At 63.6% G+C, this 16866-nt stretch carries 19 protein-coding genes; 9 read left to right on the plus strand and 10 right to left on the minus strand.

What is annotated here, in order from left to right:
- The first annotated feature begins 115 nt into the window (after positions 1-115).
- Entirely contained in the window at positions 116-697 is a 582-nt protein-coding gene (locus JQ558_RS13600) for a TetR/AcrR family transcriptional regulator (protein WP_212293933.1), read from the plus strand.
- 89 nt (positions 698-786) lie between these two features.
- Positions 787-1992, plus strand: coding sequence for a serine hydrolase (locus tag JQ558_RS13605; protein ID WP_249142456.1), 1206 nt, complete (start codon positions 787-789; stop codon positions 1990-1992).
- 151 nt (positions 1993-2143) lie between these two features.
- On the opposite strand, the gene JQ558_RS13610 is transcribed toward JQ558_RS13605, so the two are convergent.
- Both JQ558_RS13610 and JQ558_RS13615 read right to left on the minus strand, forming a co-directional pair.
- Positions 2144-3520, minus strand: coding sequence for a PleD family two-component system response regulator (locus JQ558_RS13610; protein WP_212212348.1), 1377 nt, complete (start codon positions 3518-3520; stop codon positions 2144-2146).
- Between the two features lie 15 nt (positions 3521-3535).
- Positions 3536-3901 (minus strand): response regulator, encoded by a 366-nt coding sequence (locus JQ558_RS13615; protein ID WP_027538546.1) that lies wholly within the window; start codon positions 3899-3901, stop codon positions 3536-3538.
- 254 nt (positions 3902-4155) lie between these two features.
- Here JQ558_RS13615 and JQ558_RS13620 point away from each other — a divergent pair, with 254 nt between their 5' ends.
- The gene (locus JQ558_RS13620) at positions 4156-4455 is read left to right on the plus strand and encodes a DUF3572 domain-containing protein (protein ID WP_192734246.1); all 300 of its coding nucleotides are present in this window, start codon (positions 4156-4158) and stop codon (positions 4453-4455) included.
- Complete coding sequence (locus JQ558_RS13625) at positions 4452-5750, plus strand: DNA polymerase IV (protein WP_212293934.1); 1299 nt, start codon at positions 4452-4454, stop codon at positions 5748-5750. The genes JQ558_RS13620 and JQ558_RS13625 overlap by 4 nt, the downstream gene beginning before the upstream one ends.
- 165 nt (positions 5751-5915) lie before the next feature.
- On the opposite strand, the gene JQ558_RS13630 is transcribed toward JQ558_RS13625, so the two are convergent.
- Positions 5916-6785, minus strand: a complete 870-nt coding sequence (locus JQ558_RS13630; protein ID WP_212212352.1) for a cell envelope integrity EipB family protein — start codon at positions 6783-6785, stop codon at positions 5916-5918.
- A gap of 249 nt (positions 6786-7034) precedes the next feature.
- Between JQ558_RS13630 and JQ558_RS13635 the strand changes: the two genes are divergently transcribed.
- From JQ558_RS13635 to JQ558_RS13650, 4 genes are all read left to right on the plus strand, one after another.
- Positions 7035-7502, plus strand: coding sequence for a RidA family protein (locus tag JQ558_RS13635; RefSeq protein WP_192733716.1), 468 nt, complete (start codon positions 7035-7037; stop codon positions 7500-7502).
- Positions 7503-7514: 12 nt separating this feature from the next.
- Positions 7515-8261 (plus strand): glycerophosphodiester phosphodiesterase, encoded by a 747-nt coding sequence (locus JQ558_RS13640; protein ID WP_212293935.1) that lies wholly within the window; start codon positions 7515-7517, stop codon positions 8259-8261.
- A 153-nt stretch (positions 8262-8414) separates the two neighbouring features.
- Entirely contained in the window at positions 8415-9662 is a 1248-nt protein-coding gene (locus tag JQ558_RS13645) for a GNAT family N-acetyltransferase (RefSeq protein WP_212293936.1), read from the plus strand.
- A 48-nt stretch (positions 9663-9710) separates the two neighbouring features.
- Positions 9711-10139 (plus strand): HIT family protein, encoded by a 429-nt coding sequence (locus JQ558_RS13650; RefSeq protein WP_212212369.1) that lies wholly within the window; start codon positions 9711-9713, stop codon positions 10137-10139.
- Positions 10140-10239: 100 nt separating this feature from the next.
- Here the strand turns inward: JQ558_RS13650 and tsaA are convergent, their stop codons facing one another.
- The 6 genes from tsaA to JQ558_RS13680 all read right to left on the minus strand — a co-directional run bounded on the left by tsaA (position 10240) and on the right by JQ558_RS13680 (position 14557).
- A complete protein-coding gene (gene tsaA, locus JQ558_RS13655; protein ID WP_212293937.1) occupies positions 10240-10731 on the minus strand; it encodes a tRNA (N6-threonylcarbamoyladenosine(37)-N6)-methyltransferase TrmO in 492 nt (163 codons plus the stop codon).
- A gap of 66 nt (positions 10732-10797) precedes the next feature.
- Positions 10798-11769, minus strand: a complete 972-nt coding sequence (locus tag JQ558_RS13660) for a tripartite tricarboxylate transporter substrate binding protein (protein WP_212293938.1) — start codon at positions 11767-11769, stop codon at positions 10798-10800.
- A gap of 58 nt (positions 11770-11827) precedes the next feature.
- Complete coding sequence (locus JQ558_RS13665; protein WP_212212381.1) at positions 11828-12184, minus strand: AzlD domain-containing protein; 357 nt, start codon at positions 12182-12184, stop codon at positions 11828-11830.
- Positions 12181-12918, minus strand: coding sequence for an AzlC family ABC transporter permease (locus JQ558_RS13670; RefSeq protein WP_212293939.1), 738 nt, complete (start codon positions 12916-12918; stop codon positions 12181-12183). Before JQ558_RS13670 ends, JQ558_RS13665 begins: the two co-directional genes overlap by 4 nt.
- Before the next feature lie 105 nt (positions 12919-13023).
- Positions 13024-13455: a nuclear transport factor 2 family protein gene (locus tag JQ558_RS13675; protein WP_212212384.1), complete on the minus strand. Its 432-nt coding sequence runs from the start codon at positions 13453-13455 to the stop codon at positions 13024-13026.
- Between the two features lie 94 nt (positions 13456-13549).
- Positions 13550-14557 (minus strand): lytic transglycosylase domain-containing protein, encoded by a 1008-nt coding sequence (locus JQ558_RS13680; RefSeq protein ID WP_249142457.1) that lies wholly within the window; start codon positions 14555-14557, stop codon positions 13550-13552.
- A 207-nt stretch (positions 14558-14764) separates the two neighbouring features.
- Here JQ558_RS13680 and JQ558_RS13685 point away from each other — a divergent pair, with 207 nt between their 5' ends.
- Complete coding sequence (locus JQ558_RS13685) at positions 14765-15118, plus strand: PilZ domain-containing protein (RefSeq protein WP_212293940.1); 354 nt, start codon at positions 14765-14767, stop codon at positions 15116-15118.
- Positions 15119-15142: 24 nt separating this feature from the next.
- Here the strand turns inward: JQ558_RS13685 and JQ558_RS13690 are convergent, their stop codons facing one another.
- A complete protein-coding gene (locus tag JQ558_RS13690) occupies positions 15143-16744 on the minus strand; it encodes a sensor domain-containing diguanylate cyclase (RefSeq protein WP_249119389.1) in 1602 nt (533 codons plus the stop codon).
- Between the last annotated feature and the right edge of the window lie 122 nt (positions 16745-16866).

Consider the following 16866-nt stretch of genomic DNA (forward strand, 5'->3'; position numbering starts at 1 on the left):
GGCCGCGATGCGAAAGCCGCGTCCTGCGTTTGCGGTCTGATTTAGGTACACAGACCTGTGTAACAAGGCTATAAGGGCCGTCTGCTGTCAAGCCTGAAGGATATCGCGCACGCGCATGGCACCCCTGCCCGCCAAACCGGCAATGAAAGACCGGATCCTGGAAACCGCCGATAGGCTGTTCTATCTGCAGGGGATTCGCGCGGTCGGCGTCGACACCATCGCGGCCGAAATCGGCATCAGCAAGCGCACGCTGTACAACCACTTCCCCTCCAAGGATGCGCTGATATCGGCCTATCTGGCACGCCGCTTCGTGCAGCCTCGGCCGTCAGACAAGCCAGCCGTCGAGCAGATTCTCAGCACCTTCGATGCGTTGGAGCGGCGCTTTGCAGCCAAGGATTTTCGCGGCTGCCCGTTCGTCAACGCGGTGGCCGAACTCGGCGGCGAGGATAAATCCGTCCGCAAGATCGCAATCGCGTTCAAGGAAAGCCGCCGTCTGTGGTTTCGCGATCTGCTGCTGCAGATTGGCGTCGGGAATGCCGAGGCGCTGGCAACGCAATTGGCCGTCCTCGTCGACGGCTGCATCGCGCAAGATATGGTTCGCAACGATCCGGCGATGGCGCGGGCGGCGAAAGAAGCCGCAACGGTGTTGCTCAGGCATGCCGGGGTGAAAGTCGGCGGCGGGGAGACCGCGCAATAGCCACAGATCAGCGCGCGTTGACCCTCTATCGCCGTCCCTGCTAACGCTAGGAACAACAGCCAAACAAACGGCGCAAGCAAGGAAACACCATGGAAGACTTGACGGTGACCGCCAAGGGTTACGACTTCAAACCGGCCCACGCGGCCATGCAGCGTTATATCGACGGCGATCTGCTGTCCGGCATATCCTGGGCTGTCATGGTTGGCCGCGATCTGGTGGATGTGAATTGCGTCGGCTGGGCCGACAAGGAAGCGCAGGCGCCGCTGCGCCCCGACCACATCTTCCGGATTTTTTCCAACACCAAGCTGATCACTTCCTGCGCCGCATTGTTGCTGTTCGAGGAAGGCAAATTCCGGCTCGATGATCCGATCGAGAAGTATATTCCGCAGCTTGGAAATCGAAAGGTGTTGCGCGCTGGAGCGACTTCGCTCGACGACACCGAGCCGGCCAGGAGCTCGATCACCATCCGGCAACTGCTGAGCCACAGCTCCGGTCTGAGCTACGGTTTCTTCGATCCCGGCACCACCATCTTCACGGCGCTCAACGAGCGCGGCGTCCACAATCCCATGACGACGCTGGCCCAGATGGTCGATGTGCTGGCCGACCTGCCGCTGATCTATCAGCCGGGCACGTCCTGGGAATACTCGCTTGCCATCGATGTGGTGGCGCGGCTGGTGGAAGTCATCAGCGGCCAAAGCTTCGACAAGTTCATCAAGGCGCGCATCCTCGATCCACTCGGCATGGTCGACACCGGTTTCGTCGTCCCGGAAAAAGATCAGGGGCGGCTGGTCGCATATTACGCCGGCGCCGACATGATGGAGCCGATGAAGCCGGGCCTCACCCGCACCGACAACGCGCCCTTCCCCGGCGCCTATCTGCGGCCCATTGCGCGGCTCAATGGCGGCGGCGGCCTGGTCTCCACGATGCCCGACATGGTCGCGTTGATCCGAAGCCTGCTGCCTGGCGACCGAACGCTGCTCAGGCCGGAGACCATTGCGCAGATGATGACCAACCAGCTGCCGGACGGCCAGTGGATCCGCTTCGCGCTGATGGGCGAACAGGTCGGCAAGGCGCACACGCTGGCCGGCGGCCTGATCGTCAATCCGACACCCTTCGACCACCCGGACGCTTCGGGCGAGCTCTATTGGGGCGGCGTCGCCGGCACGCAATGGTGGATTTCGCCGCGACACAACATGGCCGGCGTGATGATGGCGCAGCGGCAGATGGCGTTCGTCCATCCGTTCTCGTTCGAATTCAAGCGTCTGGCGTACGACGCGGTGAAGCGTGGGCGGTAGCTCGACTGCGACCATTACAAATGCTGTCATCACCCGCGAATGCGGGTGATCCAGTATTCCAGAGACGTTAGCGATTGAATCGAGAAGCCGCGGCGTACTGGATCACCCGCATGCGCGGGTGATGACACCGAGCTAGGTGAAACGCCAATGCTTACGCCGCCGCCGAAACCACGACCCTGTTCCGTCCATCGTGCTTGGCGCGGTACAGCGCGGTGTCGGCGCGTTTGAGCACGTCGCCGATCGGCTCGCCCTTGCGCTCCAGCGTCGATAGTCCGATCGAGACCGTGACCTCGATGCGCTTGGTGCCCTTGGCGATAGCGAACTTCTCGCTCACGATCGAGCGGCGCAGCCGCTCCGCCACCATGCCCGCGACATGCAGGTCGGTTTCCGGCATCACGATGACGAACTCCTCGCCGCCATAACGGCAGGCGAGATCGATGCCGCGGATCGACTTGCGGATGCGCACCGCGAATTCACGCAGCACGTCGTCGCCGCCGTCATGGCCGTAATTGTCGTTGATGGCCTTGAAGAAATCGATGTCGAGGATCATCAGCGCCAGCGGCTTGCCGCGGCTCGAGGCCTGCTCGGCGAGCGTCGCCAGATGGCTCTCCATGTAGCGGCGGTTATGCAAGCCGGTCAGCGCGTCGGTGATCGCCATTTCGATCGAGTTCTGCACGTTGTCGCGCAGATGATCGGTATAGCGGCGCCGGCGGATCTGGGTGCGCGCGCGCGCCAAAAGTTCGTTCTTGTCGACCGGGCGCAGCAGATAGTCGTTGACGCCGATCTCGAGCCCGCGGAGCAGCCGCGCGTTGTTGTCGGCATCAGAGATCGCCAGTATCGGCACCTGACGGGTCCGCTCCAGCGAGCGCGCCTGGCTGCACAGCCGCAAGCCGTCGTAGTTTTCGAGGCTGAGCGAGACGATCAGCAGATCGTAATTGCCTTCGGCAGCGTGAAATAGCGCTTCGGCCGGATTGGCCTCGACATCGACGGTATGCTCGGCGGAAAGCAGCGGCGCCAGCCGCTCGTAGGATGACGGGCGGTCGTCGACCAGGAGGATGCGTCCGCCGATGCCCTTGTCGGCCACGGCGGTTCGCTCGGGGGCTTCCATGCCGATTTCGAGCGAGGTGATGGCGCGCATGCGCAGCTCATCGGTCATCATCTTCAGCCGCGTCAGCGAACGGACGCGCGCAATCAGCACCACGTCGGATACCGGCTTGGTCAGGAAATCGTCGGCGCCGGCCTCGAGGCCGCGCACGCGGTCAGCCGGGCTGTCGAGCGCGGTGACGATGACAACCGGAATGAAATGCGTGGCCGGATTGGACTTCAGCCGGCGGCAGACCTCAAAGCCGTCCATGTCGGGCATCATGACGTCGAGCAGGATGATGTCGCATTCGGCGCGCGAACAGACTTCGAGCGCCTCGGCGCCGTTGGTCGCCGTCAGCACATCGAAATACTCGGCCGACAGACGGGCTTCCAGCAGCTTGACGTTGGCGGGAACATCATCGACGACCAGGATACGCGCAGACATCGAAACTCACTCCCACTACCCAATAAAACGCCGTACCGTTTCAATAAACTTGCCGACCGAAATTGGTTTGGACAAATACGCCTCGCAGCCGCCCTCGCGGATGCGTTCCTCGTCACCCTTCATCGCGAACGCCGTCACCGCAACGACCGGTATCGCGCGGAGTTCCGGATCGTCCTTGATCCAGCGCGTCACCTCGAGGCCGGACACCTGCGGCAGCTGGATATCCATCAGGATCAAATCGGGGCGCAGCTTGCGAACGAGATCCAGTGCCTCGAAACCATTGCTGGTGCCCGAGGTCTGATAACCATGCGCCTCCAGCAGGTCGCGAAAGAGCTTCATGTTGAGCTCGTTGTCCTCCACGATCAGGACGGTTTTGGCCATCCCGTCCCTCCCCTATCCCAGGAAACAGGCCCGGCCTTGGGGTGCTTGCGCACCGCCTTTCCGGGCTTGTCGAAAAGTGAAATCAAACTAGCGCCAGATTCGCTCTAACCCGTTAAATCCGAGTCCTGTTTTTCTACTAACAAGTGCCATCTTTTCGCGAAGCGGTTTCCACTTGCTTGAACACATTCCGCAGACTCGGGCATGATGGCCGTCAAACTAGAGACCATAAGTTAACGGAAAGGCAAACCCATCTGTTGAAAAAGCCTGTTCACAACCCCCGGGAAGTAGCTGAAATCGTTGCGGTTCAGGCGCTGTCCTTCATTGCGTCCGATCCGGAGCGGCTGGGCCTGTTTCTGGCCGAGAGCGGTTTAGGCCCGGAGACGCTCCGGACGGCCGCCGCCGACCCGCAATTTCTGGCCAGCGTGCTGGATTTCGTGATGCGCGATGACGCAACCGTGAAGGCGTTTGCGGCCGCCTCCGAGCTCCATCCGACCAACATCGCCGCCGCCCGTCAGGTGCTGGGCGACCCGCATTGGGAGCGTGACGTGCCGTGAGCGCGCTGGCGCAGGGGCCGCGCTGTTTTTGCCGGGATTGCCTCGGCGACCTCGACATCAAGGCCAGGCGGTGCGGTGAATGCGGCTCGCCTCGCCTTGTTCGCCACCATGCGTTGCCGGCGCTGGCGATGGCGCATATCGATTGTGACGCGTTCTACGCGACGGTGGAAAAGCGCGACAACCCGGAACTTGCCGACAAGCCGGTCATCATCGGCGGCGGCAAGCGCGGCGTGGTGTCGGCCGCCTGCTACATCTCGCGGACGTTTGGCGTGCGCTCGGCGATGCCTATGTTCAAGGCGCTGGCGCTTTGTCCCAACGCCATCGTGATTCGGCCGGACATGGCCAAATATGTCCGGGTCGGCCGCGAGGTGCGCCACGCCATGCAGACGCTGACGCCGCTGGTCGAGCCGCTGTCGATCGACGAGGCGTTTCTCGACCTTTCCGGCACCCAGCGCGTCCACGGCATGATCCCCGCAAAAGTGCTGGCGCGCTTTGCCCGTGACGTCGAACGGGGCATCGGCATCACCGTGTCGGTCGGCCTGTCCTGCAACAAGTTCCTCGCCAAGATCGCCTCCGATCTCGACAAGCCCCGCGGCTTTGCCGCCCTCGACCAGGCCGAAGCCCGCGAGATGCTAGCGGACCGGCCGGTCGGATTCATCTATGGCGTCGGCCCCGCGACCCAGGAAAAGCTGCTGCAGCGCGGTTTTCGCACCATCGCCGATCTGCAGCGCGCCGACGAGGTCGATCTGATGAAGCAGTTCGCCAGCGAAGGCCGCAGGCTATGGCGGCTGGCGCGCGGCATCGACGACCGCCTGGTGGTGCCCGATCGCGGCGCCAAGACCATTTCGAACGAAACCACCTTCGATAAGGACATCCGCGATTTCGCGACGCTGGAGCGGACGCTGTGGCGGCTGTCGGAGAAGGTGTCGTCGCGCCTCAAAAGCAGCAACCTTTCCGGATTGACCATCACGCTGAAATTGAAGACCGCCGATTTCAGGCAGCGCACCCGCTCGCAATCGATCCAGGCGCCGACGCAACTGGCGGCAAAGATCTTTGCGGTGTCCCGCGAATTGCTGGCGAAGGAGATCGACGGCACCGCCTTTCGCCTGATGGGTACCGGCGTCAGCGCGCTGCGCGCAGGCTCGCAGGCCGACGACACCGACATGCTGGATCGCCGCTCGGCCCACGCCGAACGCGCGATGGATGATCTGAGGAAGAAGTTCGGCAATGCCGCTGTGATCAGGGGCATTGCGTATCGAGGGCCGGAAAAGGACGAGGAAGAGGAGGAGGAATAGCTCGCGGAAACGTCATCCCCGCGCAACGGCTTCGCCGTTGTCGCTGGAGGTGCGAGCGCTTGCGAGCCTCGAAGGATGCGAGGAAAGATTCGGGCCGTCGCCCTTCGAGACGCGCGCAAGTGCGCGCTCCTCAGGGTGACGGACCACTGGGATCGCCCCCGCCCGTCACTTACAAGGCTTGGAATCCCTGACGTCAAACTTCCCCATCGCGCCGGAAATGACAAAGTCATTGTAATCCAGCATCAGCGCGCGGGAGACGCCGTTCTCGAATAGCTCGAACGACATCGCATAAACCGGCGTCTGCTCGCCATCCTTGGCCTTGGCGTCGCGGTCGTAATAGCTCACCGTGACCGGCCAGCGCGTCAGCGATTTCATCTGGTCGTTCGCGGTGGAGGGATCGGGCGAAGCGATGGTCTTGGTGCCGGGAATCGGCTGCCCGATCACCGACAGCGTGTTGTAGACCTTCTCGCCATTGTCAGAGCCGTCATAGACCATCAGTTCCAGCACCGACTTGCCTTCGCGCGCGGCCGCGATGATGTGCTGGATCTGCTCGGTCGGGAACACGATCTTGCCTTCGAGGTTGAACGTCTTGGCCACCGGCTGCTTCAGCTTGACCGTGATGTGATCGCCGGTCCGCTCGGCGACGCCGTCGACCGGGGCGGATTCGGTATCGTTCATCCGCGTGTCGATCTTGAAGCGGTAGCTCTTGCCTGCCGCATCCTCCCAGGACGTCGAGCGCAAATCGCTGAGCGTCAGCTTGCCCTCGCCGCTGTCGAGCTCCGACACCTGCCTGAATTCGGAGGTGTAGCCCTCGCAGGCGCTGCCGGAGAAATTGTAGAGGATGCGCCCGCGCGCGCCGCTGATGGCGTTGGAGCCGCGCGACTTGACCAGGTTGAGTTCGTAGAGCGCCTGATGGGCAAGGAATGGCCCGCTTGCGGCTGACAGCGCTGGCCCGGCCTGGAAAACCGATCCTGTTGCAACGGCTGCGATTGTCAGCACCCAAGCACGAGGCGGAATCCGGAACGGTCGAGCCATGTGTTCTCCTTGTGCAGCGGAAGATTCGATACATTACTGTCGGCTGTATTGCGTCGCAACTAGGGCGGTGTCACGAAATCGTAGGAATTTGACGTCGGAATGCCACGTTTTCCGGCCTGTTTCTCGGAATTGCCGCCGCTTGCGGGTGTTCGCCTCCAATCCACCCTCGCTTGCAACCACGGACGCGATGCGCGAAACAAAGCGGACCTGAAAAGGTTCAGGTGTGGTCAATTCAAACGGGGACGAAACATGGCGGGCACGGTCGAACAGAAGCTGGCGGCACAAGGTATCACCTTGCCTGAGCCCCGCGCCGCCATGGCGAACTATGTCGGCTTCGTCCGCACCGGAAACCTGCTGTTCGTCTCCGGCCAGGTGTGCGCCGATGCCGAAGGCAAGCTGATCGCCAAGGGCAAGCTCGGCGCCGGCGTCACCACCGAACAGGGCTATGCCGCTGCACAGGGTTGCGCGGTCAACCTACTCGCGCAGATCAAGGCCGCGCTCGGGGATCTCGACAAGGTGGTGCGCGTGGTCCGCCTCGGCGGCTTCGTCAATTCGGCGCCGGATTATTTCGACGGGCCGAAGGTGCTGAACGGTGCTTCGGACCTGATGGTCACCGCCTTCGGCGACAAGGGCCGCCATGCCCGCACCACCGTCGGCGTCTCTTCCCTTCCCTCCGATGCGGCGGTCGAAGTCGACGGCGTGTTCGAGGTCTCCTGAGGGAAATTCGGAGTGTCTGCACCTGACTGGTTGACGGCGCGGCCGGTCGCCCATCGCGGCCTGCATGATGCCGCGCGCGGCATCCTCGAGAACATGCCGGGCGCGGTGCATGCGGCGATCGCAGGAAACTTCTCGATCGAGGTCGATATCCAGCTCACCGCCGATGGCGAGGCGATGGTGCACCATGACAATGCGCTCGGCCGGCTCACCGAGGGCTCGGGCGCGTTGCTCGGCAAGACCGCGGCCGAACTGAAGGCCGTGAAGTTCAAGAACACGCCGGAGCGGATGATGTCGCTCAGCGACCTCTGCGCGCTGGTCGCCGGCCGCGTGCCGCTGGTGATCGAGGTCAAAAGCCATTTCGACGGCGACCGCAGGCTGGTGAAGCGGATGGCAGAGGTGCTCGCGACCTATTCCGGACCCGCAGTCGGCATGTCGTTCGACCCGGACCAGGTGCTGGCGCTGCGCGAATTGATCCCTTCACTGCCCCGCGGCATCGTTGCCGAGCGCGAATATACCGAGGACGAATGGCCGGAGGCGTCGGCGGCGCAACGCCGGGGCATGACGCATCTGCGCCACGCCTTCCGCACCCGGCCGCATTTCGTCGCCTATTGGGTCAACGAACTGCCGGCGGCCGCGCCCTGGATCGCCCGCAATATTTTCGGCCTGCCGCTGCTGACCTGGACCGTGCGCACGCCGGACCAGCGCGCCCGCGCTGCCCGGTACGCCGACCAGATGATCTTTGAGGGATTTGTGCCCTGACGTATTGGGCTCGGAGTTTCCCGCCGGGAACCTGATCCGCACTGCAGGCCTTGAAGTCACGGGCGCAATGCAACATCTTTGCCTGACTTGATCTTTGCCTGACTTGGTCACCATCGCGATGGCTGATCGCAAGGGACCGGCTGCGAATTCTCGATGGCGTCATCCGAAATCACCCTCGAAGCCGTCCCCTCCGCCAGCGATATCCCGGCTGCGGAATGGGACGCCTGCGCCAATCCAAAAGGCGATCCGAACAGCCTCGAAAACCTCGACACGCTGGCTTCACCCGGCGCGTCAGGTGATTCGTGCGCCGACTCAAAACCAGCCTATAACCCGTTCGTTTCACATGCCTTTTTTGCCGCCGCCGAAGCCTCCGGCTCGGCTTGCGCCCGCACCGGGTGGGGTCCGCGGCATCTGCTCGCCCGGCTCGATGGCAGCATCGCCGGCATCGTGCCCTGCTATCTGAAATCCCATTCGCAGGGCGAGTATGTTTTCGACCGCGGCTGGGCCGACGCGTATGAGCGCGCCGGTGGCCGCTATTATCCAAAGCTGCAGGCCTCGGTGCCGTTTACGCCCGCCACCGGTCCACGCCTGCTGATCCGCGGCGACGTCGACCACGAGCGGATCGGGACGGCGCTCGCGCAAGGCCTGATGGCGCTGTGCAACGCCACCAACGCCTCCTCCGTTCACGTGACCTTTGCGCGCGAGGCGGAAGCGAAGTTTTTGGGCGCCCAGGGATTCCTGCAGCGCACCGACCAGCAGTTCCACTGGCACAATGACGGCTACAAGACCTTTGATGATTTCCTGGGATCGCTGAACTCCCGCCACCGCAAGGCGATCAAGCGCGAGCGGCGCGAGGCCGTCTCCGCCGGCATCACCATCCACCGCCTGACCGGAGCTGGTATCACCGAGGAGGCCTGGGACGCCTTCTTTGCGTTCTACATGGAGACCGGCTCGCGCAAATGGGGCCGGCCCTACCTCACGCGAAAATTCTTCTCGCTGATTGGCGAGAGCATGAGCCGGGACGTGATGCTGGTGATGGCGCGGCGGGGCGGCCGCTGGATCGCCGGCGCCATCAATTTCATCGGCTCCGACACCCTGTTTGGCCGCAACTGGGGCGCGGTCGAACATCATCCGTTCCTGCATTTCGAGGTCTGCTATTATCAGGCCATCGAGTTTGCGATCGAGCGCGGCCTGAAAACGGTGGAAGCCGGCGCACAGGGCGAGCACAAGCTGGCGCGCGGATATCTGCCGCAGACGACCTATTCGGCGCATTACATCGCCGATCCCGATCTGCGCCGGGCGATCGCGGACTATCTGAAGCGCGAACGCGCCTATGTGGCCGAGGTCGGGCGGGAACTCACCGAGGCGGGGCCGTTCCGCAAGGCCGCCGACGAGGCTTGACCTTTACAATACCGATCCGAGAATGAGACCAAACCTAAGGGAGCCACCATGTCCGCCGCCTATGACACCAACAACATCTTCGCAAAGATCCTGCGCGGCGAGTTTCCCTGCCACAAGGTCTACGAGGACGAGCATGTGTTCGCCTTCCTCGACATCATGCCGCGTTCGCCCGGCCATACGCTGGTGGTGCCGAAGGCCCCCGCCCGCAACATCCTCGACATCACGCCCGACGACTACGCCCATGTCGCCCGCGGCGCCCACAAGATCGCCGCCGCCGCGATGAAGGCGTTCAAGGCCGACGGCATCACCATCCAGCAGTTCAACGAACCCGCAGGCGGACAGGTCGTCTTCCACCTCCACATGCACGTGCTGCCACGCCACGACGGCGTCGCCATGCTGCCGCCCGCCAGCCGCAAGGAAGACGTCAAGGTGCTGGAAGACAACGCAACGAAGCTGATCGCGGCGCTGAAGGGGTAGCGCGCGATACCACGACCGTCATTGCGAGCGAAGCGGAAGCAATCCATCGCACGGCATAACGGAAAGGTGGATTGCTTCGTCGCCACGACGGAGAAACCAGCTACTCCGTCTCGAAATCCCCTGCCTGCGGCGGCGCCAGCGGTGTGAATTCGCAGCGGTCGGGTTTGAGGTCGATCAGCGGCGTCTCGTCGAGGCAATCGAGGCCGCGCACCAGCACCACATTGCCCTCGACGCCGACCAGCTTGACGATGGACGTGCCGATCGGATTGGGCCGCACCGGCGTGCGTAGCGAGAATGCGCCGCGGGTATTGCCGTTGTTCTTCGGGCTTTGCAGCACGAGGTCACGTCGCGACTGGTGCAGCCAGTAGATCACTTCGAGATTGGAATAGAAGTCGACGCCCTTGATCGCGGGCACCCAGGGCTCGAAAATCTCCAGCCGGCACACCGGCCCGTCGTGACGGCCCTGCCGCGGGGTTTCCAGCCGCGATTTCCAGGGCGTGCGGATGCGCCCTATGAAGATGAGGCCCGCGTCGCGCGCCGGTGGCATATCGACGGCGAGTTCGCCTTCGCGGATTTCACTTTCCCGAACCATATTCTAATGCTCTTACGTTTGACGCGTTTTCTTAACGCGAACCGGTGCCCACTTCGCTTGAAAACGCTAATCGAGTGAGATGTTGAGCGCCTTGATCACGCCCGCCCAGCGCGCGCGATCGGTTGCGATGAACTGGTCGATCTCGGCCTGGCTGCGCGGGCGCAGCGGCGGAAAGCCGACCTTCTCGAGCGAGGCGCGGAACGTATCATCACCCAGCGCCTTGTCGAGGCTTGCGGTGATTTTTCGCGCGATATCGTCAGGCAGTTTTGACGACGCGGAAACGCCGTACCAGACGCTGACGCCGTACTCCGGATAGCCGCTTTCGGCCATGGTCGGCACGTCGGGCAGATCGGGGATTCGTTGCGCGGAGCTGACCGCGAGCGCCCGCAGCAACCCGCCCTTCACCGGCGGCAGCGCGGTGCCGAGCGTGTCGAACATCAGCTGGATATTGCCCGATATCAGATCGGTCAGCGCAGGACCCGCGCCCTTGTAGGCGACATGAACCATATCGACGCCGGCCATCTGCTTGAACATCTCGCCGGCGAGATGAATGGTGCCGCCGGTGCCGGCCGATCCGAAATTGAGCTTGCCGGGGTTTTGTTTCGCGTAAGCCACGAACTCCGCGACCGTCTTGGCGGGTACGGAAGGATGAACCTCCATGACCACAGGCAGATCAGTGATCAGCGCCAGCATCCGGAAATCCCGCTGCGGATCATAGGGCAGCTTCTTGTACAGCATCGGATTGAGCACGAAGATCGATGCCGCTGTGAAGAACAGCGTATAGCCGTCGGGCTCGGCCCGCGCCGCGGCCTCGGCGCCGATCGCGCCCTGCGCGCCGGCCTTGTTCTCGATCACCACCGGCTGCTTCAGGTCGCGGCTGAGATATTCGCCGACCATGCGGCCGAGCACGTCGGTCGGGCCGCCTGCCGCATAGGGCACGATCAGCTTGATCGCGCGGCTCGGATATTCGGCCGCCTGCCCTTGCGACGCGGCTGTAACCAAACCAAAGGCCAAAGCCGCCACTGCGCGCCAATTCATGCTGTTCCTCGCCGTTTCTGAGTTGGAGGAACAGTACCGGATTATGCGGCACCTGCAATCAACCGAGCCACCATTTTCCCGCCACCAACGCGACCTCGCCCGAAACGACGCCGGCAAAGATCGACCGCCGCGTCAGCATGAACACCGCAAAGCCTGCGGCGACCGCGCCGTAGCGCAGCCAGTCCGGCACGCTCGCGAGCGCGCCCGGCGGCTGCACCAGGATCTGCGCGATGACGCCGGCGAGGATCGCGGTCGCCACCGCCCTCACCCAGATCAGCGCTTCCGAGCCCTCGTCGACGCCGCCGCCGAGCCACAGCCCGAGCATGCGCCAGACCTCGTTGGGCAGGAAACCTGCGACGACAAGCACCAGCAGCGCGTGGGGGTCACCCAGAAAATTTGCGAGCCAGTCGCTCATGCGCGCGCCCGCCACCAGTGCGCGCCGTAGGCGATCGTGCCCGCGCTGACACCGCTGATCAGGATATCGACGCCGGTCTGCAGCGTTGCGACGAGTGGATACAGCGCGAGCCCGAGCACCAGCGCCAGCACGTCCGATATCTGCCGGCAGTTGCGCGCGGTGGAAAGCAGGAACGCCAGCGGCGTCAACATCAGGATCGCCGCGGCGAACAGCACCGGCAGATTGGCGGCCAGGCCGTAGCCGACCGTGGTCGCGACCAGACAGACCAAGAGAAGTCCGCAGCCGAGCCCATGCGTGAACGCGATGCGCCGCTCGCGCGGCACCAGCGGCAACAGCCGGTGGCACTCGACCCAGAGCGTGACGGCGATGAAATGCGCCGCGAGCAAGAGATGACGACGCTTGGTGCCTGATGTCCGCATGGTCGGCAGCACCGACACCACCATCGGAAACAGCCTGATGGCGCTGACGGCGACCGCGATCGCGGCCTGCACCACCGTTGCCCCCGAGCCCAGCGTCGTAATCAGGATGATCTGCGCCGGGCCCGCCCAGACCAGAACCGTGCTGCCGAGCACCCACCCCAGGCTGAAATGGCTGTCATGCGCCAGCGCGCCGATGCCGACATAGGTCGCAAACAGCACCAGGCTCAGAACCGTCGTCGCAACCGAGCGCATCCCCAATGCGAAGGCGCGCAACGGGCTTTGCCATGTCACGGAGTCGAGCGGAGGGAGCGCCACGTATAGCCGGCCGAGGGTGAATCCTGGCGGCATAACGGCGGTGAAGCAAGGCGACGTCAAGCGCGGCCCGCCTCAGGGCTGGCATGCAGCCGCGCGTCCGCGGCCTTACGACGCCGCCATCCGCCCGACGGCGTCATCGTAATTGCCCAGCACGCGCTCTTCGAGATCGGTATCGCAATATTCGACCACCTCGGCGATCTTGTCGCCGCGAAATTTGAACACGAAGCAGTATTCGTTGTTGTAGCGCTGGCCGCGCTTGGTCTGCACGTCGCCGCGCACTTCGGCCACCACGTAATCGCCCTCGGCGACCAGATTGATGGCGTGCGCCCGATACTCGGTCGCGAACAGCGCAAACAGCGGTTTCAGCAGCTTGGTGCGGACTTCTTCCTGACCGCTAAAGCGTTTCGACCAGCTGCTGTGGCCCGGAAAGCGCCAGACATAGTCTGGATGCACGGACGCCCCGAACACGCTTCGATCGCCGGTCTCCAGCGCCTGATAGATGCGGCGGATGGTATCCTTGTTCTCGATGGTTCCCATGTTGAATTCTCCGTTGTGGGTGCAACGGTGATGCCTGAGCGGCACGCTATTCGTCCAATCGATCGATTGTATAATCGCCATCCACCAGGTGAATTCACCCCGGCACGCCCCTGTTCCGCAGCACAAAGCACGCCCCGCCGGCGCGGCGGATGCGGTTGCAGAGATCATCCGCGGCCGGCCGCGTGTCCGCGCCGATCCGCACCTGGTAGAAGGCTCGGGTACCGCGGCTGCGCATCACGGAACTGAGCAGGCTCGGGTCCTGGTCGCCGATCACAGCACTCAGTCGCTTCATCGCGCGCGCATACATGGCCAGCGCCTTGTCGCGGTTGAAGCCAGCAGCGAGCTGCACGCCCCACAATTTCGCGGCGGAGAGCGTGATGCGCTGTTCGAGGCCCGTCACGAAGGGATTGGGCGCGCGCTTGAGCAAGGCCATCAGTTCGCGGCAACTGGAGGCTGGTGCGGCTTCCGGCATCTTACCGTTCCGTCCTGCGGTCGCCCACTCCTCGACCGTTGAGCCGGTGATCGCGACGACATAGTTGCGGGTTTCCTGTGGCATGTATCCCGTGCCGGCGAGCCATTCCTGCACCCGCCTCGGGCCGGCATTATAGGCCGCCGCCGCGAGGCCGAGATTGCCGAACTGGTCGCGTAACTCGCTAAGGAACTCGGCGGATTTCGGCAATGCCTGTACGGGATCGAAGGGATCGAGCAGCCGCCGCTCGTTCGCGGTTCCCGGCATGAACTGCGCGATGCCCTGCGCGCGCTGGCCGCTCCTGGTCATCGGCCCCACCGCATCGGATTGAAAGCGGCTCTCCTGCCAGATCACGCGCGCGAAGAATTCCAGCGGCAGGTTTGCCGCCCTCGCCGCCGATTCCACCATCAGGCACAGCGCCTCGCGCGTATCGCTCTCGCGCGCGGTCTCCTTGGGCTTCTCTGGAGCTGTCGCTTCGGGAGGCGGCGCTTCCGGCGGTTTCGCCGGTTCCTCAGCGCCCGGCCGCGCGGCCTCGGTCGGCGGAGATGTCGCGTCCTCCGCGATAGCCTGCGCAAGCGACGCCAGCATCGCCAGCAAGCTCAACCCGGCGCGGAGACCATGACCTGTTCGCATTGCCGTCCGATTTCCATCGAAGGTACTTAATAGCCGCGCGGCGCTGTCGGTTCCAGAGCGCGGCGTAACCATGTTTGGGCCTCCGAAAGCCCCAAATCGCCGCCATCGCGGCCGACGTTGGTTTACGTTAACGCTGCATTTTGCCGGCCAAAGCCTTTCGCGGCCGATAAAGCGGCGTAAAAGTCTTCCTTTGATTGGGAGATATCGATGCAGGACCGACGCGAGAACGCGCGCGACAAGGTGATCTACGGCGGCGTCGCGGAAATCGGCGAGACCGGCACGCGCCGCGAGTGCATCGTCCGCAACATCTCCGACAAGGGCGCCAGCGTCGAATTCAGCGATACCGCCAATCTTCCGAGGGAACAGATTTCGCTGCGCATCGCACGGAAAGGCCGCTCCTTCCTCGCCAAGGTGGTGTGGTGGCGCGACAATTTCGTCGGCCTTGCCTTTAGCGGCCAAGCCCCCGAGCCGGTTTCCGATCTGGAGGAGCGGCTGCGCAAGAGCGAAATCAAGAAGCGACAGCTTCAGCGCCGCATCAACGAATTGCTCGGCGAACGCTGACGGGTTGCCTTCGCATCTTACGCCTCACTCCGCGGCGAGTTTTGTCGCCGGCGGCGGCGACCAACCAACGATACGATTGCGCCCCTGATCCTTGGCCTGGTAGAGCGCCTGATCGGCCGCTTTCAGCAAGGCCTCAAATCCCGGCATGCTCACGGTCGCGGCCGCAAAGCCGATACTGGCCGTGACCTTGAACGGGACCTCGTCAGCCTGCAACTTGCTGGCGGCGACCGCCTTGCAAATCCTGTCCGCCACGATCCGCGCCTGATAGAGATCGGTCTCCGGCAACAGCATCGCAAACTCCTCGCCCCCGATCCGCCCGACGATATCGGACGAGCGTTTGCTCTCCAGGCAGGCATTGGCGACCGCGACCAGCGCGTCATCGCCGACCGCATGGCCGTAGCGGTCGTTCACCGATTTGAAGTGGTCGACGTCGATCATCAGCACCGAGAGCGGCCGGTAGTAGCGCTGAAACCGGCTCCATTCCGCCGCGGCGAGCGCCATGAAATGGCGGCGGTTGGCGAGGCCGGTCATCGAATCCGTCGTCGCCAGTTCCTCCAGTTTCCGCGCATTGTTGACGAGATCGGTGATGCCCACGAAGGTGAGCATCCGGCCGCCGTTTTTCAGCGCCGTGCAATGCGCCCGAATGTGGCGGCCATCGGCGGTTTGCAAAACCCGCACCGGCTCGCTGACATCCCGGATCGCCGCAAGGCGGGCGGTGCAGAAGGCGTCCAGCTCGTCCGGCGGCATGCGGGCGCCCGCGTGGGGCGCTCTTCTGAGCAACGACTCGAAGGAAGGACGGCTGTCCGCCTCTGCTTCGGTCAACGCCCAATACTGCCGGATCTTGCCGTTGAGAAACTGCGCGTTGAGATTGCTGTCGAGCATGATGATCCCTTCCGACACATTGTCGAGGGCGCTGCGCAACACTTCCAGCTCGTCCATATGACGGACGATGTCGGTCACGTAGGAATAGGTGACAATTCTGCCGCCGTTCGGCAGGCTCGCGCATTGAACCCGCACCACAGCGCCGTTGGTCAGGCGCACGTCGATCGGCGTGGCGTCGCCTTCCCTTACCGTGCGGACGCGATTGGCAATGTGACGATCGATCGCGGCGGGCTCAATCTCGTAAGCCTTGGTGTCGCGGCCATGATACAGGAGCGCCACGAAAGACGGGTTTCGATCGGCTGTAGCGTCCGGCAAGGCCCACATGCGGCGGAAGGCGCGGTTGATGAACTGAGACTTCATGTCGGCGTCGAGCAGGACCACGCCGACGTCCATGACATCAAGCGCCGCCCGCAATGCGAGCGTCTGGCTCCGCATGATCTGATCAGCGCCCTTTGATCCATCGAGGCCGGCCTCGGCGGCTTCTGCCTTGACGTCTTCCACGTCGAACACGAGGCCGATCTGTTTCTCCGACTGCCACGAGCGCTTGCACGGAAGCGGATCGCCCTCGCCTGGTATCAGCAGATGAAAATGCTCGGGAATGCCGAGCACGGTCTCCACTTCGATCACGGCGCCGGTGTCGGATATCCGGCGAACGGTGCAGTCGATGGTGGACTGGCCGTAATTGGAGATCACCTTGCCGGCCAGGAAGGTCCGGCCGCGCGGCAGGGGTTTCTGTTCGGACATGGCAGCGTTTTCCAGTTTTGCCTGGCCCAATTAAAACGGGCGCATGGTCTAAACTGGCTTAACTGGTAGGTTCTGAGCGCGCTTATACGGGCGCCAGCCTCATCCCATTGCTAACGACCAGT

The organism is Bradyrhizobium sp. AUGA SZCCT0160 (assembly GCF_018130105.1).
In the GTDB taxonomy this organism is placed as follows: domain Bacteria; phylum Pseudomonadota; class Alphaproteobacteria; order Rhizobiales; family Xanthobacteraceae; genus Bradyrhizobium.